The organism is Stenomitos rutilans, from assembly GCF_059505485.1.
In genome coordinates this window covers 52401-78159 of sequence record NZ_JCACKR010000062.1, presented here as the reverse complement: position 1 = coordinate 78159, position 25759 = coordinate 52401, and the positions used below count along the sequence as shown (strand labels likewise).

The window sequence follows — 25759 nt, the reverse complement described above, 5'->3', positions numbered from 1 at the left end:
AACCCAGTGGACCTAAGCACGGCTTTGGCAGAAGATGGTAAGCTTTTGCCATGAAAGACCTGCCCCTGCTTGATGGACTGAGCCATGCCGAAAAGGATGCCCTGATTGGAGGGCTGTGGTAAGAGCTGCAAAGTCTACGAGCAGAACTCGAAAAGCTGAAGCAAAAGCGAGTTAGGAAGACTTTGCGCAATTCGAGTTTGCCTCCGTCTAAGGGCTTCAAGCCCCATCAGAGCAGTGCTCAGTTCACTTCTCTTAATGCCGAGGAAACGGAGAGCCACTGTAACGGCGGGCGGGAATTGAGCCAACAACCGGATCAAGTAGTGCTTGCTCAAGCCAGAAGCTGTCCCCACTGTGGAGCCGAAGTTGACCCATCGGCACAGCGTCTAAGCGGGATTTACGAGCGCATTGAATTACCCCAGATCACCCCTGTCATCACCCGAGTCGAACGCTATGGCGGGATGTGTGGGTGTTGCCAAAAGGCGTATGAAGCGCCTGTTCCAAGCGGCTTGGAGCCAGGGTCTCCCTTTGGCACTAGTGTCGCAACTCTAGTGACCTATCTGCGCTACAGCCATGCCATCAGCTATCAACGGCTGAGCCAATTGATGAGCGAGCTTTACGGTCTCAACCTGTCGGAAGGAGCGATAGCCAATCTGCTGCGACGGGTGCAAGTTCAACTCGAAACCCTGTATCCAAGATTGTGGAGCGTCTACGCAGTGCTCGTCTAGTTGGCAGTGATGAGACGGGAGCACGGGTGAATGGAAAGAACCAGTGGGAATGGGTGTTTCAAAATGACCAGGTATGTTTGCATGTGATTTGTCCCACGCGTGGCAAAACGGTCATCGATAGCGTGATGGCTGGGCATCAACCGCAAATTTGGGTGTCTGAGCTATTTAGTGCCCAAGCCGCGCATCCAGCGCAGGACTGGCAAGTGTGTCTGGCGCATCAACTGCGAGATTATCAGTATGCCATTGATGCGGGCGAGGGGTTGTTTGCGCCACGGATGAAACGCCTTTTCCTCAAAGCCATTGCCCTGCAACGACGACGACACACCTTGGCTGCTTCAACCGTCGAGCAATATTGCGCTCGATCGCGCGGTTCACTGCGCGAGATTTTGAATCTGCAACCCAAAGCAGCCGAGGGACAGCGGTTGCTCAAACGCTATCAGAAGATTCGCGCTCATCTGTTATTGTTTTTGACCGATGAGACCATCCCGCCAACCAATAATGCCAGTGAGCAGGCGTTGCGTTGGAGTGTGATCTTGCGCAAGGTGACCAACGGTTTCCGCTCAGATTGGGGAGCGGAGTTATTCGCTCAGGTGCGCTCGCTGGTTAACACTGCAAAGCGTCAGGGCATTTCTGCCTTTGATGCCATTTCCCGTGCCCTTACCTCACATCAATTCGATTGGCCTGGGTTGAGCAATTATAAGTTTAGAGAGGATTGAAAGGATAGAGCATCAGGTTCTAAGCAAGGATTTAGATGCAATCACATCGACTAATAAACGACGGCTAGCGTGTCAATGAAATTTTGAGCGACAGCAGTATAGCAAACGACAAAAAAGTGTCGGAGCGACAAAAATTTGTCAACAACGACACTTATTGAGTCAAACGACATGCTACGAGCATGGAGGGATTCGAACCCCCGACCCTCAGGACCGGAACCTGATGCTCTATCCACTGAGCTACATGCCCTCGTTCTTTCGAGAGTATAGCACCTGAGAAAGGATGAAGGATGAGGGATGAGGGATGAAACCTTTGAGACAGGTGAAGAATAGCCGTCAGCCAATGTTTTAGCCCTAAGCAGTTTATAGAGCTGATGCTGGTCTTACATTACTCATCCCTCATCCGTCTACTCTCATCCCTTCAAAGGTACGCAGCTGGATCAACCGGATCACCGTTTTGCCGGACTTCAAAGTGGAGGTGAGGGCCAGTCGAAAGGCCAGTCGAGCCAACAGCCGCGATCGCTTGTCCGCGCTGCACCGTCTGCCCTTCCGAAACGTAGATTTCGCTGGTGTGACCATATAGTGTAGTGATACCTCCACCGTGGTCAATGATGACCGCATTGCCATAACCTCCATACCAGCCTGCGAAAATGACAGTGCCGCTGTCGGCAGCATTAATAGTCGTGCCGTAGTCAGCACCAAAGTCAAGCCCTGAGTGAAAGCGCTGGTAGCCTAGAATGGGATGCATTCGCCAACCAAACCCGCTCGTGATTTCACCCAGGCAGGGCACGATCATTTGCCCCGTACCGCGAAAGGCAATGCCGCCGCTGCCAACCCGCTGTTGAATGAGCAGTCCAATGTTGCGGGAGTCTTGTAGTAGTTGAGTCTCGGCGGCTTCCAGGGCGCGTCGATCGCTCCGTAACCGTTCGATCATCGTTTGCTGAGAGCTTGCTTGCGCTTCAAATTCTGCTTTTTGGGCCAGAAGCTGTTGTTTGAGTAGAGCAATTTGGTTCTTCTGTTGTTCAACCTGGTCGCGTTGTTGGTCGATGCGATCGGTTTCTTGCTTGAAACTACTCAGTAGCTGTTGATCGGCTTTGTACAATTGCTTAAGTTGATGGCGGCGATCGAGAAAATCGTTCAAATTTTGGCTTTGCAGTAACACAGCCCACCCGCGATCGAGCTGCTGTCGTTGCAGAAAGCGGAGCCGTGCCACCGTTGAAAACTGCTTTTGGCGATAGAGCTGTTCTGCTTTGACTAACGAGACTTCTAATGATCGTAGTTGGGTGGTGGCCGTTTGCAGTTGGGCTTCACTGGCTTTAATTTGGCTAGCGGTAGCTTTGATGCCCTGGCGTAACCCTTGAAGATTTCCCTGTGCGGCTTTTTCCAGATTCTTCAGGCGATCGTGCTCTTTAGAAATTTGCGATCGCTGCTGGTCAATTTGCTCCTGCCGCCGCTGTAGGTCTTTGACTGAATCACTCTGTGCGCTTGACGGCTGGCTTACTGTGAGAATGCCAACCAAAAGAAAGAGGCAAAAGAAACCTGCCAGCAGTCGGGAAGCCAAGTTGAGCTTCGCTATCAGCCTTTCACTTGTCTCAAGAAACCACAGCAACATTCCCAGGAACCGGCAGAGTAAGCAAACAAGACACCATTATGACCACAATGGCGGTTTGAGCAAGCGCAAAGTGAGAAAAAATTCTGCGATCGTGGTTTTCTAGCCGTAGTCAGTTTGGTTTGAGCTAGGTGCAGAGGGCAACAGCTCCATCCGCTTTGTACCCAATAGCCTATAGCCTGTGATGGCCGCAGTAACTTTGCCTTTAAGGCGTTTACGCTTGCGCGACAGCGACGGGCTAGTAAAGCCCCAATGTTGGAGGGCGGGCAACGAGGACTCATTATTGAACATCAAGCACTTACCGCTAGCCCTTGAAAATTTTTGCAATTTGTGAATAATTTTGAAGTTAACCTGTCACGAATTCTTACCCTTCCTGGCTTTTGTCTTTGTTGCAACAAAAGAATCAAAAATGAATGCAGCCGAACAGGCAACGTCTTTGGAAACGACTAGCAAGATTGCCGCCGCCGTAAATCTCTTCAAAGCTGAGTTCCCCGATGCGAAATCAGATTTGAAACCCTGGGTCAGCGATCCCGATACGCAAGAATTGGTAGATCCAGAGTCGATCGACATTGGGTTTCATTTTCCTGGCTTTTCACGGTTGCTCCAAAGCCGCAGTCTCTTGCTGCAAATTCGCTTCTACAACGATCTACAAACAGGAGAAAGACGCGCGATCGGTGCTGAAATCGCAGGTTTTGACCATCGTGGCAAGCAATGGTGGTTGTCAACGGTTGACCAGTGGGCGTTTGAAGGCGCTAACTACCCCACACCAGAAATGGGAGAGAAACTAAAGGCGTTTCTTCGGAACGTTTTGGCATTGTTTAGTTGTTAAAGGGCAGAAGGCAGGAGGCTAGAGAAGTTGTTGGTTGTTAGTAGTTGGTAGTTGGTTTTTAGAAGAACGCTGACCGCTGATAGCTGACTAGTGATAGCAGAAGGCAGGGGGTAGAAGACAAAAGGCAGAAGGCAGAAGCTGACCGCTCAATTAACTCAAAGTCCCCCCTGCTCCCCTTGCTTCCCCTGCTCCTTCTCGCCCCCTCCCTCAACCTTCCAAGCATCGGCTCACCGAATCTTGCAGGGCTTGACCAATCGCAATTCTTGGCAACCGATGCTTAAAACCGCAGAGAATTTCCCATGAAATCGTGCCGAGTGTGGCGGCCCAGTCATCAGCAGCGATCGACTGATTACCGTCTTGCCCCAGTAACGTGACCACTTCACCTTCCTCTAAGTCGGGCACAGCGCTAACATCCAGCATGATTTGATCCATCGTTACTGCGCCGATTTGAGACACGCGCTGTTCCTTTACAAGCGCATCCATTTTGTTGGATAGGTTGCGAGGGATGCCATCAGCATAGCCGATCGCCACCACTGCAATTTGCATTTCCCGCTCTGCTACAAACCGATGCCCGTAACTAACCCCTGTTCCGGCTGGAATTGCCTTCACTTGAGTAACTCTGGCTTTTACCTGTAAAGCAGGTTTGAGTGTAATCGTGGTGCTCAGATGAGCAGCGGGATAGAGACCATAAATTGCTAAGCCGACTCTTACCATATCGTAGTGAAAAGTGGGATCAGACAAGGTGCCACCAGAATTTGCTAAATGCAAGCAGGGTGGATGCAGTCCCCAGGCTTTGATCTGCGCAACGGCTGTTTCAAAGCGCTGCTGCTGTTGTTTGGCAATAGTCCGATTGGAATCTTCTGCGGTTGCCAGATGGGAATAAACGCTGGCGATCGTCAAGTTTGGCAGATGCTGCACCAGTTTTACAAAGGCGGCGGCTTCCTGCCACGGGGTACCAAGACGCGACATACCTGTGTCCAGCTTGAGGTGAACGGGTAACGGGCAATGCTGCGGTGAAGCCGCTAAAACTTCAGAAAAGACAAGTGCTTGACGCGGCGTGCAGAGAGTTGGCTGAAGCTTCCAGTGCGCGATCGCCCGAATTTGCTCTGACGTATGGTTTGCACCCAGCACCAGTATCGGCGCTTGAACGCCTGCCTCACGCAACTCGATCCCCTCTGGAATCGTAGCAACGCCCAACCAGGTTGCCCCAGCCTGCAAGACTGTCTGAGCAACGGTTGTCGCTCCGTGTCCATAGGCATCTGCCTTAACAACGGCCATGAGCGCTGTTTGGGCAGACAAAAAACGGCGGAGTTGCCGAACGTTATGGGCGATCGCGCTTAAATTCACCTCAACCCACGCCCGCTCTTGCCGCATCAACGCCACACTTGGACTTTGTTCCCAACTCAACATGTGATCGACTCCTCTTACACCACAAAAGCGATCAGCGGTCAACACTCAGCTTTCGGCCTTTAGCCATAAGCTTTGTCGCTCAAATGATCATTCAAGCGGCGACGCGAAAGTCAGAAGCGACCAGCCGCCTATGTTCTGACACAGATGTTTTATGCTCTGCCTTGCTGACCGCCGATCGCTGACTGCTAATAGCTGATCATTTAACAATAAATGACCAAAACCTTAACAGTTTTTAGTGACTTGCAAAACAGCATGCGATCGAAACTCAGCAGAATGCGTCAATCAAAGCGATGCTTACCGATGATTAAGCAGTCAGCTATTAACCCGACAATGTGTGTTCCTACATTGTTAGAATTGCGACTTGATTGCGTAGGGTACGTTAGGTAAAGCACCCTACATACCATAAGTAGAGCTTTGGTGCGTTACACGACCGCTTTTCTTGAATGCCGAGCACCCTACAAGCTGTGTCAGAGCTTTTGTCGCCGAGTTAATATCAGCCATCAGCTTCTTTCTAACAACTAAAAACTAACGACCAACAACTTCTTTTGCCTTTTGCCTTCTGCTCACACTACTTACGTTGTCCTGACGGCGCGTGCTCCGGTAGAGCAAAGACGGCCTGCCCATCCTTCAGGCTCATCTGCCCGCCTAAGGACAAGATTTCCTGTTTTGCGCGCGCTTGAGTCGTCCTATCACTTACAGCAGCAGCTTGATAGTAGATGGATGTCCACGCTTGAAATCGGACGGGCACACTGTTGGGATCTCGACGCAAAAACACGGCCGTTTGCTCAAAGAGAGGTGTCAGTGCTTGGTAAGGCGTTCCCTGCACCCATTGTGCTGCCATCTCGTGCGAGTGGATTGAACCGGGAACATTGCCCAGCAATAGTAGTTGATCCAGCCCTTTGAAGCGCCAAACCTGAAAAGCCTTCGGTGTAATTTGGGGTGACAAGGCTGCTGTGCCGCGATCCATCAACGTCACAGCAACTTTTGGCTCACCCAATTGGTACGAAATGCTACCTGAAAGGAATAAATAAACATCTACGAAGCGTGGGTCTAAGTGCGTAATGATGTCGAAATATTGAGGGCTGAGCGCGTACCCGGTCTTGGCGCGCACTTCGTTGTCACCGTAATACTGTAAAAAGTTTAGAAATGTCCAATCAGCGACGAGGTTGTCAAACCCAAAGGCGGGTAGTTGCTTTAGCAGACGTAGCTTGACAGCTTCTTGCTGTTCTGCCTGCTTTGGGTCAGAAGACCACAAGGAGGGTCGAGTGAGCTGTGATCGCTGCATAAAGATAACGCCTGTTAAAGACGCGATCGCGATCGCGCCACCCAAGAGTGAGGGCAACCACCTTGACTGAAGTTTGGCGTCTTTGATTACGGAGTCGTTTGCACTCATCTTATTTACGGCTGCGTCTCTAGCGTACCGCTGCTCCTTTCGTCTCTTTAAAGGGCCAAGCAGTTAGGTTTCCATGCTTAGTTGTCCCGCTCTTAGACGGACGCCATGCGCTTTTCAACAAAACTTTACGCAAAGCAACATTACGTAAGATTTAGATTTAGCAAAGTTAACTGAATTACCCCTATGCCAATTTATTGAGATTCGGTTAGATTGGCTAAAAGATTTAAATCTAAACTTCGCCAGGGTGCTGGTATGGTCGTGGGTGTCGTGTTCAGCAAGCTGGTTAAACTGTCACCTTTGCGATGGACGGTTACTAGATTGTCTGGATATGCTGAACGTATCGCCAGTTGGGAATGTCGAGGTTTCTGGTTGCAGCCGAATGAATGTAGTCCGTCATATCGATCGTCTCAAGCTGCCCTGACTGCTTTTAACGCCTATTTTGTCTCAGTTTCTAAGCCACTTCATTTATCTTTAATCCGCAATGAACCGACCCTCAAAGCGCTTTCCACTGTTTCAAGTTGCTCTCTGTGGTGGGGCTGTCGCTACCACAGCGGCTGTTTCACTGTTTGGCCCCGGTTTGAGCCGTGTTCGTGCAGCACTGCAAGAAAGCCCTAAAACCGTCATTGATGAGGCTTGGCAGATTGTCAATCGTGAGTACGTTGATGGCACCTTTAACCAGACTGATTGGCAAGAGGTTCGCAAGTCACTGCTGGGCAAAAACTACTCATCGCGCGAACAGGCCTACGTCGCTCTGAGAGGCGCGTTAGAAAAGCTCAATGATCCCTACACCCGTTTCATGGATCCTAAGCAGTATGAAGCGCTCAGCAACCAGACATCTGGCGAGCTTTCTGGTGTTGGTATCCGGCTGGAAGTTGATGACAAGACCAAAGTGCTGACGGTCGTTGAACCGATCGAAAACTCTCCCGCCCTCAAAGCAGGGATTCTAGCCGGGGATCAAATTGTGTCGATCGACGGGAAGCAAACAAAAGGGATGACGGTTGAAGATGCCTCAAACCTGATTCGGGGTGATGTTGGCAGCAAGGTTAAGCTCGAAATCGGGCGGCAAGGTAAAGAAAACTCCATGCTGGCGCTGACCCGTGCCCGCATCGAACTGCCTACTGTGCGCTATTCGCTGAAGCAAGAAGGCCCACGACGAGTTGGCTACATCCGGTTGAATGAGTTCAGTGCTCACGCGGCGGATCAAATGCGTCGGGCGATCCAGGATTTGGGCAACCAGAAAGTGGACGGCTACGTATTAGACCTGCGTGGGAATCCAGGTGGGCTACTGCAAGCCAGTATTGACATTAGCCGCATGTGGATGGACAAAGGAGACATTGTGCGGACGGTCGATCGCAAAGGCAATAGCGAAGAGATCTCAAACAACCGCACCGCCTTGACGAAGTTGCCAATGGCCGTATTGGTGGATGGTAACTCAGCTAGCTCTAGTGAGATTCTAACGGGTGCCTTAAAAGATAATGGTCGCGCTACAGTCGTTGGTAGCCAAACCTTTGGTAAAGCGCTGGTACAGTCGGTGCATTCCCTTTCAGATGGATCAGGGCTAGCGGTGACGATCGCCCATTACTACACGCCCAAGGGAACGGATATTAGCCACAAAGGGATCACACCAGATATCAAAATCGATCTAAGCGATGAGCAGCGTCAAAAGCTCGCTTCAAATCCTAAGCTGGTCGCAACAAAAGACGATCCCCAATACGCCACTGCGCTGACCACCTTACAAAAGGTAGCTGGAACGCCAACGGCGGCTCCAACAACGATGCAACAGGCCAATCAAACTCAGAAGTAATAGCGCCAGTCATAGCGCCAAACTAAAACAAACAACTGCGCCATACCAGGAGATCATCCAAGGGTGGCGCAGTTGCTTTAAGGGACGATCGTATGACGGTACGCCCGCTGGTTAAAACACACCGTAACGAGCAAAGGACTAATGATAAAGTAGCCTTCTGCCTTTAGCCGTCAGCTATCAGCGGTTAGCGTAGAAGTTTTGAGTTGCGAATTGCCCCCTGTCTCCTCTGCTTCCCTTGCCTTCTGCCTATCCCTGACGCACTAGCGATTTTCGGTGCGAAGCTGGCTGACAAGGTGCTGTAGCTCTGGCAAGATCAACGTCTGCATGGCAAGCTGTACCGCGCCAGTAGAGCCAGGGACTGAGAACACGAGCCGACCCCGGAAGACGCCTGCGATCGCCCGTGACGCGATCGCCCGTGAGCCGATGTCTTGATAGCTGAGCCAGCGAAAGAGTTCGCCAAAGCCAGGTAGCGTTTTTTCTAGAAGCAGGGCGATCGCGTCGTAAGTGGTGTCCCTGGGGGCAATGCCCGTGCCACCGTTGACAATGATGGCCTCTAGGGTTGCTTGCTGGCTCAACTGCTCAAGCTGATCCTGTATCTGTGGTGGATCATCTTTGACAATGGTGTAGGCAAGCAGCTCATGCCCAGCCTCTTGCAACAGTTGTTGGACTAGCTGGCCGCTGCGATCGGTTTCAGGCGTGCGGGTGTCACTGACGGTAATCACCGCACAGTGAATCGCTACAGCACCAGTGTCAGGATGGGGAATGACTGCCATCGTGTGTTGCTATTTTTAAGCGTTAAGCGCGTTTTGGGCGTCAGGATTTGCTGAACTCTAGCCCGTGATCTTCACCATACCGCTGCATAAAGCGCATAAAGCGATCCCACTCAGCAGCCGATTTCATAACATATGTGGCTTCTAAAGCTTCTGGCTGACCATTAATAAACTTGGCATTGACTTCGCGGGTGACAAGCTCTCCTTCCTCGTCCACCAGGTACATCCCGGTAATGCTGTCAGTGCTGGTGCCACTGAGCGCTTTCGGATTTTGGAAGTAGAAGATCGCTTTGCCGTTGCTACCGTCGCGGGCACGGGTCAAGCTCACGTCAGGCACGACCTCTTCGTCAACACCTCTAGAAAATTGAATTCGAGCCATAGTTCTCAGTCAGCACATGTATTGGGCAGAACACTATTCTCCCACGTCAGGGACAGTCGGAAAGCAGGCGCTTGAAAAAGGTGATTAGCGGTCAGCGGTCAGCTAACCCTGCGGGAAGCAAGCTACAGCGGCCAATTTCCTTCTAAAAACTAATCACCAAAAACCAACCACTGCTTTAGCACTCAGCACTCAGTCACATCAGTTGTAGGCCACTCCTAATACCTGGAGATCAGCCCTGGCGAAGTTTTTCTAGGACGCTGCGATCTTCCAGGGTGGAGGTGTCGCCCGAAATTTCTACGCCGCTGGCTAAATCGCGGAGTAGACGACGCATGATTTTACCAGAGCGGGTTTTGGGCAGCGCGTCGGCAAAACGAATTTCACCCGGACGGGCGATCGCGCCAATTTCTTTCACGACGTGCTGTTTGAGTTCCTTCAGCAGGTCGTCGCTGGGACTGTAGGTGCCTTCAAGCGTGACAAAGGCCACAATATCCTGCCCTTTTAGCTCATCTGGTTTGCCTACAACAGCCGCTTCTGCCACAGCGGGATGGGATACCAGCGCCGACTCAATTTCCATCGTACCGAGGCGGTGCCCTGCCACGTTGATCACATCATCTACGCGACCCATCACCCAGAAGTAGCCGTCTTCATCTCGACGGGCACCATCGCCTGCAAAGTAGAGATATTGCCCCTCTTTTGGCGGCACGTGTTCCCAGTAGGTGCGACGGAAGCGATCGGGGTCGCCGTACACGGTGCGCATCATGCCAGGCCACGGATGTCGAATCGCCAAATAGCCTCCCTCATTCGCCCCAACCGCCTTGCCTTCCAGGTCAATGATGTCTGCCAAAACACCAGGGAACGGAAGGGTGGCTGAACCGGGCTTGGTGGGGATCGCACCAGGTAGCGCCGTGATCATAATGCCGCCTGTCTCGGTTTGCCACCAGGTATCGACGATCGGGCATCTTCCTCCCCCAATCACTTGTTGATACCAGATCCAGGCTTCTGGGTTAATGGGTTCACCCACTGTACCCAATAGACGCAACGAGGATAGATTACGCGCCTTGGGATGTTCATCGCCCATTTTGATAAAGGCACGAATGGCGGTAGGAGCCGTGTAGAAGACATTGACCCCATGCTTTTCAATGACATCCCAGAAGCAGCCAGGGTTTGAGGTACGGGGTGCACCTTCGTACATCACGGTGGTGGCACCGTTGGACAAGGGGCCATAGACAATGTAGCTGTGTCCGGTAATCCAGCCGACATCAGCAGTACACCAGTAAACATCGGTGTCTTGCAGGTCAAAAATCCATTTGGTTGTGATGTGGGTGTAGAGGTTGTACCCGCCCGTCGTATGCACGACCCCCTTTGGTTTGCCTGTGCTCCCAGAAGTGTAGAGAATGAAGAGCAGGTCTTCGCTATCCATTGGTTCCGCAGGACAGTCGGCAGAAACTTGCTTCTGGAGGTCGTGCCACCAATGGTCACGATCGCCCAACATATGAGTTTCTTGCCCTGTACGCTTCACCACTAGCGTGTTAGTGACACTGGGCACGCTGCCGTCTGCCAAGGCTTTGTCTACCTGCTCTTTGAGCGGCACGATCGCATCCTTGCGCCAACCCCCATCGGCAGTTACCACGACTCTCGCTTGCCCATCCACCAGCCGATCGCGCAACGCCTCGGCACTAAACCCACCAAACACGACCGTATGCGCCGCGCCGATCCGGGCACAGGCCAACATCGCGATCGCCGCTTCTGGAATCATGGGCATGTAGATACCCACGCGATCGCCCTTTTGCACGCCCAGGTGCTTTAACGCATTGGCAAACTGGCACACTTCTCGATGCAGTTGCGCGTAGGTCAACGTGCGCGAGTCTCCCGGTTCCCCTTCCCAGATCAACGCGGCTTTGTTACGTCTCCAGGTCGTCAGGTGGCGATCGAGGCAGTTGTACGAGATATTCAACTTGCCGTTGACAAACCACTTCGCAAAGGGTGGCTGCCAATCAAGTACGGTATCCCATTTCTGGAACCAGTCCAGTTCCGTTTCTGCCAGGTGTGCCCAGAAGGCTTGCGGGTCAGCTTTTGCCTGCTCATATAAACGGTGATATTCATCCAGGCTCTTAATCTGGGCCTTTTGGGAGAATTCTGCTGACGGGTGAAACAAGCGATTCTCTTGCAGAATGGATTCGATTGTCGGCTGTGACATGACGTATTAAGTGACTGAACGATGCGCGCAAACGATACTTTCCAGCATACCGACTTGCAGCGTATCACTCGCATCTCTTTGCATTTGTTGAGGTCGTTGATTGTGGGGGAGTGAGAAGTAGGGGGTGGATGGGGAATGAAGGATAAGGGATGAAAAAAGCTGACTGCTGATAGCTGACCGCTGACCGCTAAATTAGCTTAAAACTGAAAACGTTCCCTTGCTCTTCACCCCGCACTCCTCACCCTACTTAAGCGGGTGCGGTTGTAATTAATGGATCAGGCACGGGGAACGATCGTTTTTCCATCAACGTAAACTGTCGCTTCGATGCATTGTAGGCAAACACGGTACCCGTTTCAATTTCATACATCCACGCATGCAAATTCAGCTTACCACCGTGCAACTTTGCTCGAATGGCTGGATAGGTTTCCAAATTTTCAATCTGTGTGAGGACATTTTGCTCGATCGCAATCTTTAACAGCCCGTCTGCTTCCACATTGGGATAGTTTTCCAATACCAGCCGTCGGGTTGCTTCTCCATGTCGCTTTAACCAGTCATAAACAGCAGGCATGGTTTCTGCCAATGTCCCTACCTGTAGCAATCCCTTCATGGCACCGCAGTGAGAATGACCGCAAACAATTATATCTTTGATGCCCAACATTTCCACGGCATACTCGATACCTGCGGCCTCAGCACTACTAGCCGCCCCATAGGACGGAATGATATTGCCGACATTTCGCATGACAAAAAGTTCGCCGGGTTGCGCTTGGGTAATGAGGCACGGGTCAATACGAGAATCAGAGCACGTAATAAACAGGACTTCTGGCGACTGCCCACCTGAAAGCTTTTCAAACAGATCACGGTGGTCATTAAAATAGCTGCTATGGAAGGCGTTAAGTCCTTGAATCAGTCCCGTCAGTGACATAGTTACGTTCTCAAATTTCGGGCAAAATGGCGAAGTGTTCGGCGATGAGTCGATTGTAGTCAGGTCTAACTTCTGACACTAACGTTCCCTCTATAGAACCAAACTATCACTTCTGGTACTTTTGTAAAGCTGCGTAAACTACAGACTCACCATAGCATCAGTTGATCGCCCCAATTTTCCGCAAGCTGTTTTACACTCGTCGTCTAATGGTCCGTCAGTTTTGCTTTTGTGCCTTGGGTTAGGTAAGGGATGTTATTTTATGAATGAGAGACTCACAAAATAAGTCTTGACAGACCACTAGCTTGCCAGAGCATCGAAAGCTTGAAGGGTGTTGTAGAGAAAAGTTTATAACCCCGTAGCCGAGGAAGAAGGGGGTTCCTTGAGCTAGTGACCAAGCTGGATCCTGGTCACTAGAAGAAATGCTTCACTAGATAGGGATGCTTTAGCCGTTTCTTGCGGAGTGTTTCCCTCTGTCACCACTGTTTGATGGTATGAGCCTTCTGAGCCGTCGCTTGCACCACTTTAGCGATCGCGCGCTCAGTTGATTGAACAACCCGTTATTGACGAACGGTTAAGATGCCATCTCCCACAAAAACAGCAGGAAATTTTGTCTCTGGATAAGCTGCGACGCCATAATCATAAGTTGCTGAAGGGGTTGATTTTAGCGTCTTGAGCGCTAGCGTGAGCTTGGTTTTGGGTGGCACAGGTGCATTAAATTCGATCCAAAAGATGCCTGTTTCGTCAACCCACACACTTTTGATGCCGATCGCACGTCCCTCGGCTCCGGGTGCCCCTGTGAACGCTTTTGTATTGGCTAAATCGAGGCGAATGGGAGCAACCGTTTTTTCTTGATTTTGTTCTGTGAACGAGAGGGAAAGCTTGGCAAAGCGTTTGCCTGCACGTTCGGGGATGGTGATTGTGACATAGTGCGTGTCACTGGCTGTTTGAGGGCGATCGCTGACGACGTTGACACTTACAAGTTGTGATGCTTCAAGGCGTTTAGCATCGTTGCCAGGTGTGGCAGCCATCATCCAACCGTTTAACAACGCACTGGTCGTCATTAATGTGAGAGCATAATAAATCTGACGCATCATTGAACTCCATGATGATGAGATTGATCTTAAGAATGCTCCTGGGTCAGAACACTCTTGTGGAAAAAAGCCAGTTAAGGAAACCTGGCACCTCAACTGGCTTTCAAGGTGTACTGCGCTTTATGAGGAGATTCACAGATATGAGCGTGCAGGCTAGGCAACGTGTGGAAGCCCTAGCCCGCATGCTAACAATTAGGCAAACTGCACGATATCTTTGTTGAAGTTAAGGCGATTCTCTCCAGTGGGAAAGCCCGCTTTGCCGTCACCATCACCATCAATATTGGAGTGGATGTTTAGATACAGGTCGCCTGCCAGGAGCGCGGCTTGTTCTTCGGGCTTCAGCTCAAACTCACCTGTAATCGTGCCAGATTTTGCATCAATCACCGTATTGGTAAAGTAGCGCAACACGGTAGCATCCGCAAAGTTGCCACGGTTATCGCCAGAAGGGCTAAAGTGCAGATGGGTTCCAGAGAGCGGATTTCCTTCTACATCGTTGGGCACTTTCAGGAAGTTATTGATGAGCGAAACAGGATCTGAGCCATTGAGGATGGTCGCTTTGGGGTCAATTTCCTTTTCACCCTGGCTAAACAGTGGAAAAGCATCAAAGTTTTTGTAGGATCCAGTAGCACGAAGCACCCCATCTTTCAACTCAAGACTGACTTCACTCGATCCAGGGCTATCATTTTTGAATGGAAATTCATTAGCGCCAGATTCTGCTGTAGCCGTGTTGAATTTAAATCCATCGTCGCCGACATACAGGAAGTCATCACCTTTCCCACCAATCAGGCGATCGTGTCCCAATGTGCCGTTGAGTTGACCATCGCCGCGCTGATTCTTAAAGCCAAGCTCTTTGAGTTCTTGATTGCTCAGGCTCTGGTTTGCCTCACCTGTGAGCCGTGAGAAATGGCTTTCATTGATATCTGAGGCTTTAGCGAATGTCAACGATGCGAGAATGTGACCTTCTCTTTTATCAATGATGAGCGCATTATTTACAGAGTCGAGAGGCTGCTCTAGTCCGCCTTTACCGGGGTTCTTACCTTGCGCGATGACAATATCTTTAGGGCTGACTCCCTGTAGAACAAAGCGATCGTTGGCTGGGTCAAAATCAAAGATCCGGTTTGTCGTTTCTTTACCCAGGATAATGACATCTTTGCCAGTACCAGTGGTGATTGTATTCAGCCCTTGTCCAGCGCCCCGAATGACATCATTACCACCACCAGCAATGACGGTATTGTTGCCACCACCAGGGTTGAGAAAATCACCTTTATCACCAAACTTATCCTCAAAGGAATCTTCCTTACCAACCCGCTTCGCATTTAACGTTTTGGCATCGGCAACGTTATTCAGATCCACATGAGTTTCAAACGGGCCGACCTTAGGTGCATGGTCGTGGTCGTCAACTCCAACGGTGGCTGCTGGAGTGGTCGCTTTTTCATCGGCTGATAGAGTCTGATTCAGCGCTTGTTCAAGGTCGGACGTTAATACGGAAGACCCTGTTGAGTTGTTTGCAACAGCAGCATTTGTTGTGCTGGTTGAGGCATCAGAGATGCCAGACGCATTGTGTTGTTCTAGATGAGATTTGTTGTGGTCAAAGCCTTCCATAAGGACTCCTTAAAGTTTGAGAACAGAACGAAGAGGTGCCACAGACCGAACGTTAGAAAGCCATCTACAGAAAAGCTTTTAGTCACTAAAACGCAATTGTGGCACTGACATACAAATGGCTTTACAGCCTGACCAATGGGCATGGTGCTCAAATGTGCGCTCAAAGTCTTAAACGCAAGCAATGGTAAATGCAGAACTGTAAATGCAGAATTAGAGACAGGTCGCCCTATCCGCAGCTTTGAATGATGAGTAATGTAGGTGGTATAGCGCCTGTGAAAGGTGAAAGTCTGTGAGACGTGAAAAACTGACTAAGCTTGTGGAGACTTACAATCATGGACGATCGGTCGATCTCTGGGTCTCTTCGTTACAACTATAGCAAATGAATATCGAATGGCAAGACTGAATTGGTTGGTTTGAGGCTTTAAACTGGAATTAATTGGAACCCCCCTCAAGTTCCAGGTTCTAATTGTTGGTAAACACAGCATCGAGTCTTTCTAAAAGCCGTGATGTTGACGGAAGAGCTATAGCCGATTTCATTTACGTCCATCCTACCCCAGACCCCTAACTCGATACTTGTCTTCATGAAACTGTGGCTGCTATTGAGAGAAATGGCATAACTGGAACGATCGCACAGAAAAAGCCTGCTGAAGGATCACAACCTCAGCAGGCTTTTGTTGTTGGGTAGCGATAACGAACGCTGCCGCCTTGCGGGGTTAGACAAGGCGCACTACATTCTGGTTAAAGTTGAGACGGTTTTCACCTGTGGCAAAGCCCGCTCTGCCATCGCCATCCAGATCCAGGTTGGAGTGAATATTCACATACAGATCGCCAGCCAGGAAGGCCGCTTGCTCTTCGGGCGACAGTTCAAACGTGCCGCTCAAAGTGCCAGACTTGGCATCAATGGGAGTATTCTCGAAGTAGCGTACAACGGTCGCATCGGCAAAGTTACCTCGACTGTCTTCTGCCGGACTAAAGTGGAGGTGGGTGCCAGAGATGAGATTGCCTTCCTTATCTTGCGGCACTTTCAGAAAGCCTTCCATCAGTGCTTGAGGGTTAGCACCACTGAGGATCTTGGCATTGGGGTCGAGTTCCTTTTCGCCCTGACTAAAGAGTGGTGCGCCATCAAAGTTTTTGTAAGACCCAGACAAGCTGAGGACACCATTCTTGAGTTGTGGGGTGAGTTCTGAGGTGCCAGGGCTGTCGGTCTTGAAGGGAAACTCGGTGCCACCGCCACCTTTGGCTGTGCCTAAGGTAAACCCATCGTCGCCGACATACAGGAAGTCATCACCTTTACCGCCTACCAACTTGTCACGTCCACGTGTCCCTGTGAGTTGTCCGTTGCCTTCCTGAACTTTACCGAACTTCACCGCATTGAGCGTGTCAAAGACTTTGTCGTCTACCAGGCTAAAGCCTTTTCTGCCGCTCTGTTCAATGCCTTGCAGCGCTGTTGCTTTGGTAAATGCTAGCGATGCGAGGATGTGCCCATCGGACTTATCGATCACTAAGGTGTTGTTAACAGAGTCCAGCGGTTGATCGACCCCTCCCTTACCGGGATTTTTCCCTTGTGCAATCACAATGTTGTCCAGATCCATGCCCTGTGTAAAGAGCAGCCGATCGAGGGTTGGATCGAAGTCCAGAATGCGATTGGTGGTGTGGTCATCGAGCAAAATGCTGTCTTTGCCGCCACCTGTCGTAATGGTGTTGAAGCCACCACCACGCCCATCGATCAGGTCTTTATCGCCAGTGCCAATGACGGTGTTTTTACCCGCGCCTGGAACAAGAAAATCACCTCTGGTGCCAATATCATCGTTGAATGAAATCTCTTTCTTCAGGTTCTTCAAATCAAGCCCGCGCACAACGTCAACTTTACTGAGATCGACGTGATTTTCGCTGCTGGCTCCTGCTCCTGTATGGTCGTGGTCATCACCGCCAGTCGTGCCGCCAGTGGTACCGCCAGTGGTATTGCCTGGTGAAGTTGATGTGTCAGTGGCTTCGCCTAAGAGCGTGTCGTTGCCCTTGCCGCCGACCAACTTGTCGCGACCAGATGTGCCTGCAATTTGCCCATTCCCTTCTTTAGTTTGATCAAACTTTACCCCGTTGAGTGTGGTAAAGATTTTATCATCCACAAGGCTAAAGCCCTTTCTGCCACTCTGTTCAATCCCTTGAAGCGCTGTTGCCTTTGTAGAATCTAGCGATGCCAGAATGTGACCATCGGACTTATCAATGATCAGCGTATTGTTGATTGAATCGAGTGGCGTTGTATTGCCTTCCTTCGTTGTGTTTTTGCCCTGTGCGATGACAATATCACTAGGGTCGATCGCTTTTGAGAAAAGGAGGCGATCGAGGGTTGGATCAAAGTCTAGAATACGGTTAGTTGTGCGATCGTCGAGCAGGATGCTGTCTTTCCCACCCCCTGTTTTAATGGTGTTGAAACCACCACCACGTCCATCAATTAAATCTTTGTCTGCTGTCCCAGTAACGGTGTTGGTGCCAGCCCCCGGAATAAAAAAGTCGCCTTTAGTGCCGATGTCATCGCTAAAAGTGGACTCTTTTTGCAGTTTGTTGAGATCAAGACCCCGCACAACGTCAACGTTGTTGAGTGAAACATGGAAAGGGGCCGCACCAACCTTCTCCGAGTGTGTTGCCGTATCATGATTGCTATCATCCGTATGCAGCGCTTCATCGATCGCCGCTTTTAAGCTGCCCGTTTGCACTAGGGAGCCTTTAGACTTAGCTGACTGGCTGGCATCAGATTTGCTGAGAGACACATCTGCTAGCCCAGTGGCATGTTGATCTTGATAGGTTTTATGGTCAAAGCCTTCCATAGAGTTCCTTTGAAGTAAGTAAATAGAACTGTGGTTGCCTCATGACAACCGTAAACAGACACGATCAGGATCATGCTTCACAATGAAAACTGTGAAGTGCAGCGATGCGTTCCCTAACAGACAGGCAGATTGCCCCACTTTGCCTGAACGCAAGCTGAATTCGTCTTCTAAAGCTTAGAAAAAAGGTAAATGCAGGTAACTACAGCCAAATCGCCATTGTTGGTAGTGCGAGGCGATCGTTCAGCCTAGATCGTTCAGCCTAAACATAGGATGACGGCTGAAAATGGTAGAAAGGATGATTCCTGCGAGAGGTATTGAAGCTTTAACAAAGGCTTGAACCTCTTGAAGAGTTTTTGTACTCTATTCAGTAGATTAGAACAAGAACTTATGGAAAAGCAACTGGTTTACAATAGCTTTACAGCAGGCTCAATGTGCTGGTGCTGTGTGATTCCATCGACCTTAAGCGAATGAGTTCACATATAGATGTGTTTGCGTTGCCCTAACGTTAAGGTTTGTGCAGCATCGATATTCTATGTTGAGTAGCGCTTTACCGCTGACTATGGCATATTAAGTGCGAGCGCTTGCTTGAACCTTAACGAAAGTATAAGTAAGTGCTTCCACCCTTTGAAGGCTGTGTCTACGGCAAGGAGAATTCTGATGCTATCGACCTTAACGACTTCTAATGTGAGTTTAGTGACGATCAACGGCGAGCCTGCGGTACCGCTTGAAGCAATGCCAGAAAGCTGGCGACGCATTGCAACTGGAACATGGATGACTGAGCCACGAGTCTACACCGCAATGGCACAGGTGTTTTTGGCGAAGAACCAGCAGGGACATATTCTGTTTGCTGAGCGTCCTGAGACGGCCCATTTAAAGCCCTCCTACTGCGAAGGGAATGGGCTGTTAGCGTGGGAAGCGGTTTCTCACTTTGGGGAGGCATTTTTGCCAGAGAGCTATCCTGATTTACAGCAGCTTCGGGATGCTTTGAAGGTTAGCGATCGCCAGCATCCAGAGCGCCTGGCACTGGTTAACGTGGTGAGCGATCTCTTTGCTGAGCTTGGGTATGACGTACCTGCAACGTTCTACTGGACGTTTTTACATCCTTTGCAGCGATCGGATTTGTTTGAGCTGCGATCGTTCCGCTTTAGTGAGCAAGATCTTGGTGTAGCGCGAAAATTTGATGCGATCCTGCATGGTGGCTATGTCTCAATGCTCCGCCGCTTGATTGACAGTATTTCTAGCCAATACGGGTATTTTCTTGAGCATGGCTGTGGTTGTGAAAACCATTTGGCAAAGCTGAAACCCTGTGATGCTCCCTTTGTCTACGCTATTCCAACCGAAGCACGCCAAAAAACACTACGCGCTTTTCTTTGGAGCGTGATGGAAGAGTACATGCTGTTTGAATTGCGATCGGCTACGCGCTTGGTCTATGCCGATAATTTGGCTCTTTAATGGCAGACAGCAATCCTAAAGCAATCTTCTTTAATGTGTGGAAGTTGTTTTAAACTAGTGGTCAGCAATCAGCACTCAGCTTTCAGGCCCAGGCGATCGCTGACCGCTGATGGTTTAACTTACATCTTGCACCTTTCCCCATGAACCACCCTGCAATAATGCAGGCTAATAGAATGAAGTCCGTTTCAATGGGCTGATCATCCACCCCGCTGGCTCTGAGTTCCAGCAAACATTTAACCTCCTTTATGTTCCGCAGACGGCTTTTGGCAAAGGAGGTAATTCCAGAGGATCAACATCACCAACATTGCGGTAAATCGTCCACGGGTGGTCGTTGCGGTGTAGCAAAGAGCCTTTTGCTGTAACACAAATGGCTACGGTCGCCTTTTGATTAGGACCACGAAATAAAATTGCAGTATCGTGCTTGCTTCCGCCCAATTCATACTGATCACAGGTAATTGCTTCTTCCACTACAATGAACGTTTTCTCAAGCGTTTTGCAGTAGCTCTGAATGGCTAAAAGGCTTTTTTCAACTTCCTCTAGACAATCATGAGGGGGTAAATCTTTGGCGATTTGTAGGGCTGTCTGGATTTTTTGTTGCAATTCTTGTCTGATGCGCGATCGCTGAAGTTGAGTCGCAACATCATCACTGGTAGCAGAAATATCTGCTTTTTGGTCAAACAATACAGTCATGGTCTCACCACATCCTAGAATCAAAAAATGACGTGGAGAGCACCCTGGTTAAGCGCTTACAGCAGTTTGCAGCGAAACGAATACATCTCGAAGTCTAAAAGCCCTATTTTTCCGTCTTTCACTTCTGGCTTCTGGCTTCTGGCTTCTGGCTTCTGGCTTCTGGCTTCTGGCTTCTGGCTTCTGGCTCCTGGCTTCTGGCTGTAAGCCCACACAATTACGGACGAACCGTGACCGGAAACTTCGTTTCAAACGGTGCGAAACTCTTATCTTTGGCTTGTCCGCTTAGAACAACGGTATAAGCACCTGGTTTGGGAAAGGTGATGGTGGTGCGAATGGCCCGATGCCCTTTTTGATGCCCTTCAAGTTCCATTGTGGACAGGGGGAGACTACGAGCGATCGCTTGATTGCGCCCATCGTAAACAGTAACACGGCAATTGCAAGTTGTGGGTGAAATCATGTTGCCACCGCGACGGGTCAACATAAACCAGGTGAGCGTCGGCTTACTAGCATAGGGTGAGTCATTAGGATCGAGATGAATCATGACGCCAACGCTCGCACCAGTCTGTTCTTGATGAGCAATCAATGGCAAAGCAAAGGCCAACGGTATGATTGCACTGCTGCACATAGCCCAAATAAAAAGCGGTAAAAGTCTATACATGGAAATCTCCTTGGCAATACATGGTAGTGAAAATCGTTTGATGTGATTACAGTACGGCTTTCACACGGGGTTAATTGGAGATGCCCCTGCTTTTAATGAACGGCTTTGAGGCCATCAAACGCTTTGGTAATTTCTTCCGTCACATAGCTGATGGGTGCTCGCTGGCGCACTTTAACCAGTGCTGCAATACTCATCCCCGGTGTGAGCGGAAAGCGTTCTGCTCTGCGCTCTAAAAATTGGCGATCGAGCTGAACTTCGATCGGGAACACAGTAGGGCCTGGGGCTTGCTCGCTTAACTTCACAGCCTCACTGCCAATTTTTGAAACAACCCCTTTTACAGATCCATATTCTGTAAAGGGGTAGGCATCAATGCGAACATCAACAGGCATACCAACACGAATATTAGCAATATCGGCATTCGCCACTCGCACCTGAGCCGTTAACGACTCATTGGGCACCACTTGCAGTAAGGTTTGTCCTGGCTGCGAGACCACTCCCGGAAGCTTTGGCCCCAACTCAAACACAATGCCATCAGTAGGGGCTAGTAAATCCTGCGCCTTTAAATCAAGCTGAGTTTGGCTGAGCTTACCATTGATGTCAATAAGTTGACGCTGACTGTCTTTGATGCTGGCATCAAACCTCGTGTCTAAGTCACTGAGCTGACGCTGAATATCTTGCAGCGTATCGGTCATCTGCTTACCGTCTTGAACTTGTGTTTGCACTCGTCCAATTTCTAACTGCTGCTTTTTCAAAAGTGCCTGTGCTCGTTGGCTTTGTAACTCACTGACACTAATCTTACGTTGAAGTAAATTAACGCGAGAAATGGCTCCTTGATCTGCCAGTGGTTTCATCCGCGCCAGCAGTTCTTGCTCCGCTTGTAGTTGAAATTCGGTTTGATTTCGTTGCGCGTCTGTTTCGTTAATTTTTGATTGACTGTCTGAATCTTGTAGCGTAGTGATGGATTGCCGTTCACGTAATTGGCGCTCAAACAATTCATAGCGTTGTCGTTGCTCTGGCGAAAGGTTGCTAGGATTGCCAGACAGTTGTGCAACCAACAGCAAGCGTGTTTGCACTTGATTTAATAATTCAGGTGAAACGCCAGACGTACTTCTGCTAAGCGTATCTATGGGCCTTCCTTCTCGTGCCGTTCGCAACACTGCAATTTCTTTAACTAGAAGATCGCGCTGAAGCAATAATTGCTGTAATTGATTGTAAATGGGTGTTTTATCCAATTGCATCAATAGCTGGCCTTGCTTAACTTTTTGCCCTTCGCGTACCAGTACGGCTGTTACAACGCCACCTGCGCGTGATTGAATGACCTGTGATTGCGACAGTGGTTCCAGTTTGCCGCTTGCTGTGACCACAACATCAACCCGTGCTACGATCGACCACCCAGCACCAATGGCGATACCGACCAACATCACCTGTGTGACAAGCTTTGTCCAGGGTGCTACGGCTGGTAACGTGACCGTTTTTAATTCTAGGCTTTGTTCAACTTGATCTAACTTTGTCCGGTAGTGCTTTTGCAGTGCGCCTAGCGGATTGATTAACCAATTGTGGCTCATAACGCTTCTCCAGGTAAAGAGGGTTTTAGTTACGCTTCGCGCGACTGTTGGGCATAGAGGCAGTAGTAGAGTTGGCGACGAGCCATTAATTCTTGATGGGTTCCTTGTTCTGCAATGATGCCAGCCTGCATAAAGAGAATCCAATTGGCATGCGCGATCGTGTTCAATCTGTGGGTAATGAAAAAGCACGTTCGCCCTTGAAAGCGCTGCATGAGATTCTGACAAACTCGCCGCTCTGTTTCGTAATCTAATGCACTCGTTGCCTCATCAAAGATCAATAAGCGAGGGTTACGAATGACCACTCTAGCGATCGCAATCCGCTGTCGCTGCCCGCCTGACAGGGCTGAACCACGCTCACCAATCTGGGTGGCATACCCATCCGGTAATTGCATGATGAAGTCGTGGGCTTCTGCGACTCGTGCCGCTTCGATGACTAATTCATCAGGCATTTCTTCAAATAAAGCAATGTTGTCGCGGATGGTGCCTTGAAATAGCACGGCATCTTGAGAGACGATGCCCACCTGCGACCGTAGTGAGCTTAAATCGACTTTATTCACATCGTAACCATCAATCGTGATATTGCCCGTTTGAGGCATATATAACCGTGGCAGGAGCTTCATCAGCGTACTTTTGCCAGAGCCACTTTGCCCCACAATGCCGATAAAGGTGCCCGGTGGCACTTCTAAATGAACATTCATGAGCTGGAGTTGCCCTGGTTTGAACCCAAAGCTCACGTCGTGGAACTTGACATGGCCCTCAAGTGCAGGCATCCGCAGATAGCTTTTCTCTTTAGATAGTTCTCCTTCCATCGGTGCGTCGGCAATATCTGCCAACAGTTCCATCGAAAGCGAGGTTTCTTGAAACCGTTGCCAGAGACGAGACAGGCGCAGCAAGGGGCTGGTGACATAACCTGTGAGAATCCGGAAGGCAATTAAACCACCCAGGGATAATTCTCCTTTTAAGACCAGTGAGGCACCAACCCAAAGCACAATTAAACTGCTTACCGTATTCAAAAATTGACTGTAGGAATAGAAAACGGTGTTAATGGTTGAGGTGGTAAAGCCGCTGGTCAGATACTGCACATAGCGATCGCGCCAAGTTGCTTCTACCAACGATTCCATATGCTGGGCTTTGACCGATGAAATGCCTCCCAGCACTTCCACAATGTACGATTGCACTTTGGCACCCTGTTCTGCCTTCACCCGAATTAATTTTTGCTGGATGGCTGACATCAGCAAGGTCGAAACAATCACGATCGGAATCGTTCCCAACACGCAAACCGTCAGTAGAGGGCTATAGAGGAACATAACGCCGATATAAAAGACTGAAAAGGCCACATCCATCACCGTTGTGATTGCGGTATCAGTCATAAATTGGCGAATATTTTCTAGCTCCAACAGGCGTGATGATAATTCACCGACAGGGCGTTTCTCAAAAAAGTTGAGCGGCAAATGCAGCAAATGCCGAATGAGTTCCACACCCAGATGCAAATCCATCCGATTGGTTGTACTGAGCAGCAAATAGGTGCGTAGAATGGTGAGAATGCCTTCCACAAACGCAAACGACACCATCAAAACACCAAACATCGTCATGGCATCTGCATTGGCCTTAATGATGACGTTATCAATGACCTGCTGAATCAACAGTGGATTCGCTAAGCCCAACAGTTGAATGACGATCGACGCCAGTAAAACCTGTATGAGTGTGCCCCGTTGCTTGATCACCAGTGGGATGAACCAATCAAAACCAAAGCGTTTTGTGGGTGTGGTGGCAAACCGCTCTAGCACGATCGCGCGACAGGTGGCGGTATCACGCTGGTTGGTAGAAGTCGCATCTAGCGTTAGCCGCGAGGCGAGTTCAGTTGGAGACAGGCGCAATAAACCAGTGCGGGGTGACCCGATGGTGGTGGTGGTTGGGGTCGCATCATACAGCACAGCAAGAATGTTGCTACATTCTACCAGAGCGGGCGTTGCCAATCGATTAATGCCCCCTGCTGTAGGCGTAAAGCGCACAATATGGGCATTTAAGCCGATCGCCTGTGCAATTCGCACATACAGATCAAACGGTTCAAATTTGTCGAGCGTTTGTTGCTTGAGCGATCGGCGTAGCGAATCTGGTCGGAAGGGCACCAGTAAGCGCTCACACACCATGCCAAAACACGCCACTACATCTTCAATCGGATCGGGTGAAGCTGCTTTCCAGACCGGATAGGTCTTAGCGTGTGCTGGTAGAACTTCGGGGCTGCTATAGTCTGTCTCTGTGCGAGCAGCCTCTGGAAGACTTAAATTTAAAGCTGCTACCATTGGTGCCGCTGCGTCTTCGGCAGCAGGCAAACTTGGCATCGTTCGGTTTAAAACAGCCGAGGCTAAGCAGGTGCGATCAATTCCCAGTAAACGGACTGGAAACCGTGAGGAACGGGTCTGCTGCAATTGCTCGATGCTTTTAACTGGAGCACCAATGGGCAGATTGAGCCACTCACCGCCACTGACTAACCAAACGCGGTCGGGCGATAGGTTAAGCGACAAGCCATCCATCTCCGGCATGTCAGGGTGCCAATGTCGAACCACGGCTAACTTCTCTCGATCGATGTGATGCACCACCTCAGTGAGATTGATGCCAGCTCCACGATCGGGCATTTTAGCCAGGGCGCGCGATAACGTATCAAACAATTCAATTAAGCTTACGCGCCGCATGAGAATGGGCATCAAATGAGCAACGGCCAGCGCTTCAAACTCATCGGCTGGTAATGCCAGGGTCAACACCTGGCGATCGGTCTCTGGCGATGCCATTGCCGCTCGAATAGAGCCGACTGCCACGCGCCTGAGCAAGCTATCCCATCCAATGACAGTGCCTTCACCAACCACTTCTAACGTGGGACTTTGGAAGGAGGTCGGCCCCAGAATGCGCACACGCTCTTGCACCACACAGTGCACTGCGGAAGGAAGTTCCCTCGATGGGTAAATTAATTCCCCTGCTTGAAACGAGCACAACTGAAGTTTGGAAGCAATCTGTTTCTGTACTTGAGCAGAAAGGTGATTGAACGGCCAGGCCGCAAAAAAATCTGTAAGGAACGATTGGACGGGTGCATCAACCTGCATCATTGCTTATAAGCCCTCAAGCCTTGC

19 protein-coding genes, 1 tRNA gene and 1 pseudogene are annotated in these 25759 nt (G+C 50.0%); 5 read left to right on the top strand and 16 right to left on the bottom strand.

All coding sequences use genetic code 11. The annotated features are described in order from the left end of the window. Positions 1–458 precede the first annotated feature (458 nt). Positions 459–1441, top strand: a pseudogene (tnpC, locus tag AC5JLP_RS11115) (IS66 family transposase). Between the two features lie 174 nt (positions 1442–1615). Here tnpC and AC5JLP_RS11110 read toward each other — a convergent pair. Next, positions 1616–1688 (bottom strand) — tRNA-Arg (locus tag AC5JLP_RS11110). A 171-nt stretch (positions 1689–1859) separates the two neighbouring features. After that, the gene (locus AC5JLP_RS11105; RefSeq protein WP_496068002.1) at positions 1860–2999 is read right to left on the bottom strand and encodes a murein hydrolase activator EnvC family protein; all 1140 of its coding nucleotides are present in this window, start codon (positions 2997–2999) and stop codon (positions 1860–1862) included. 457 nt (positions 3000–3456) lie between these two features. Here AC5JLP_RS11105 and AC5JLP_RS11100 point away from each other — a divergent pair, with 457 nt between their 5' ends. After that, the gene (locus tag AC5JLP_RS11100) at positions 3457–3876 is read left to right on the top strand and encodes a Tery_1686 family protein (RefSeq protein ID WP_496068001.1); all 420 of its coding nucleotides are present in this window, start codon (positions 3457–3459) and stop codon (positions 3874–3876) included. A 207-nt stretch (positions 3877–4083) separates the two neighbouring features. Here AC5JLP_RS11100 and alr read toward each other — a convergent pair whose 3' ends face one another. Continuing rightward, positions 4084–5286: an alanine racemase gene (gene alr / locus AC5JLP_RS11095; protein ID WP_496068000.1), complete on the bottom strand. Its 1203-nt coding sequence runs from the start codon at positions 5284–5286 to the stop codon at positions 4084–4086. A gap of 568 nt (positions 5287–5854) precedes the next feature. Further along, positions 5855–6679 (bottom strand): hypothetical protein, encoded by an 825-nt coding sequence (locus AC5JLP_RS11090; protein WP_496067999.1) that lies wholly within the window; start codon positions 6677–6679, stop codon positions 5855–5857. Between the two features lie 481 nt (positions 6680–7160). On the opposite strand from AC5JLP_RS11090, the gene ctpB reads away from it, so the two are divergent. Further along, positions 7161–8483, top strand: coding sequence for a carboxyl-terminal processing protease CtpB (ctpB, locus tag AC5JLP_RS11085; protein ID WP_496067998.1), 1323 nt, complete (start codon positions 7161–7163; stop codon positions 8481–8483). 260 nt (positions 8484–8743) lie between these two features. Here the strand turns inward: ctpB and AC5JLP_RS11080 are convergent, their stop codons facing one another. The 7 genes from AC5JLP_RS11080 to AC5JLP_RS11050 form a co-directional block, all read right to left on the bottom strand. Then, positions 8744–9256, bottom strand: coding sequence for a MogA/MoaB family molybdenum cofactor biosynthesis protein (locus tag AC5JLP_RS11080; RefSeq protein ID WP_496067997.1), 513 nt, complete (start codon positions 9254–9256; stop codon positions 8744–8746). A 40-nt stretch (positions 9257–9296) separates the two neighbouring features. Beyond that, positions 9297–9632, bottom strand: coding sequence for a photosystem II reaction center protein Psb28 (gene psb28, locus AC5JLP_RS11075; protein ID WP_496067996.1), 336 nt, complete (start codon positions 9630–9632; stop codon positions 9297–9299). A 229-nt stretch (positions 9633–9861) separates the two neighbouring features. Continuing rightward, positions 9862–11829 (bottom strand): acetate--CoA ligase, encoded by a 1968-nt coding sequence (acs, locus tag AC5JLP_RS11070; RefSeq protein WP_496067995.1) that lies wholly within the window; start codon positions 11827–11829, stop codon positions 9862–9864. Between the two features lie 247 nt (positions 11830–12076). Next, entirely contained in the window at positions 12077–12751 is a 675-nt protein-coding gene (locus AC5JLP_RS11065) for a carbonic anhydrase (protein ID WP_496067994.1), read from the bottom strand. 557 nt (positions 12752–13308) lie between these two features. Next, the gene (locus AC5JLP_RS11060) at positions 13309–13845 is read right to left on the bottom strand and encodes a DUF2808 domain-containing protein (protein ID WP_496067993.1); all 537 of its coding nucleotides are present in this window, start codon (positions 13843–13845) and stop codon (positions 13309–13311) included. Between the two features lie 189 nt (positions 13846–14034). Beyond that, entirely contained in the window at positions 14035–15444 is a 1410-nt protein-coding gene (locus AC5JLP_RS11055; protein ID WP_496067992.1) for a hypothetical protein, read from the bottom strand. A gap of 713 nt (positions 15445–16157) precedes the next feature. After that, a complete protein-coding gene (locus AC5JLP_RS11050) occupies positions 16158–18269 on the bottom strand; it encodes a hypothetical protein (protein ID WP_496067991.1) in 2112 nt (703 codons plus the stop codon). A 657-nt stretch (positions 18270–18926) separates the two neighbouring features. Between AC5JLP_RS11050 and AC5JLP_RS11045 the strand changes: the two genes are divergently transcribed. Beyond that, entirely contained in the window at positions 18927–19721 is a 795-nt protein-coding gene (locus AC5JLP_RS11045; RefSeq protein ID WP_496067990.1) for a hypothetical protein, read from the top strand. Positions 19722–19803: 82 nt separating this feature from the next. Here the strand turns inward: AC5JLP_RS11045 and AC5JLP_RS11040 are convergent, their stop codons facing one another. Further along, positions 19804–19950: a hypothetical protein gene (locus AC5JLP_RS11040; RefSeq protein WP_496067989.1), complete on the bottom strand. Its 147-nt coding sequence runs from the start codon at positions 19948–19950 to the stop codon at positions 19804–19806. 14 nt (positions 19951–19964) lie between these two features. Next, entirely contained in the window at positions 19965–20411 is a 447-nt protein-coding gene (locus AC5JLP_RS11035) for a hypothetical protein (protein ID WP_496067988.1), read from the bottom strand. A gap of 27 nt (positions 20412–20438) precedes the next feature. On the opposite strand from AC5JLP_RS11035, the gene AC5JLP_RS11030 reads away from it, so the two are divergent. After that, positions 20439–20615 carry a hypothetical protein gene (locus AC5JLP_RS11030; protein WP_496067987.1) on the top strand — a complete coding sequence of 59 codons (177 nt, stop codon included), beginning with the start codon at positions 20439–20441 and terminating at the stop codon, positions 20613–20615. 10 nt (positions 20616–20625) lie between these two features. Here the strand turns inward: AC5JLP_RS11030 and AC5JLP_RS11025 are convergent, their stop codons facing one another. The 3 genes from AC5JLP_RS11025 to AC5JLP_RS11015 all read right to left on the bottom strand — a co-directional run bounded on the left by AC5JLP_RS11025 (position 20626) and on the right by AC5JLP_RS11015 (position 25735). Then, positions 20626–21069: a hypothetical protein gene (locus AC5JLP_RS11025; RefSeq protein WP_496067986.1), complete on the bottom strand. Its 444-nt coding sequence runs from the start codon at positions 21067–21069 to the stop codon at positions 20626–20628. A gap of 92 nt (positions 21070–21161) precedes the next feature. Beyond that, a complete protein-coding gene (locus tag AC5JLP_RS11020; RefSeq protein WP_496067985.1) occupies positions 21162–22634 on the bottom strand; it encodes an HlyD family type I secretion periplasmic adaptor subunit in 1473 nt (490 codons plus the stop codon). Positions 22635–22663: 29 nt separating this feature from the next. Next, on the bottom strand, positions 22664–25735 hold the full coding sequence (locus tag AC5JLP_RS11015) for a peptidase domain-containing ABC transporter (RefSeq protein ID WP_496067984.1): 3072 nt from the start codon (positions 25733–25735) through the stop codon (positions 22664–22666). Positions 25736–25759: the final 24 nt, after the last annotated feature.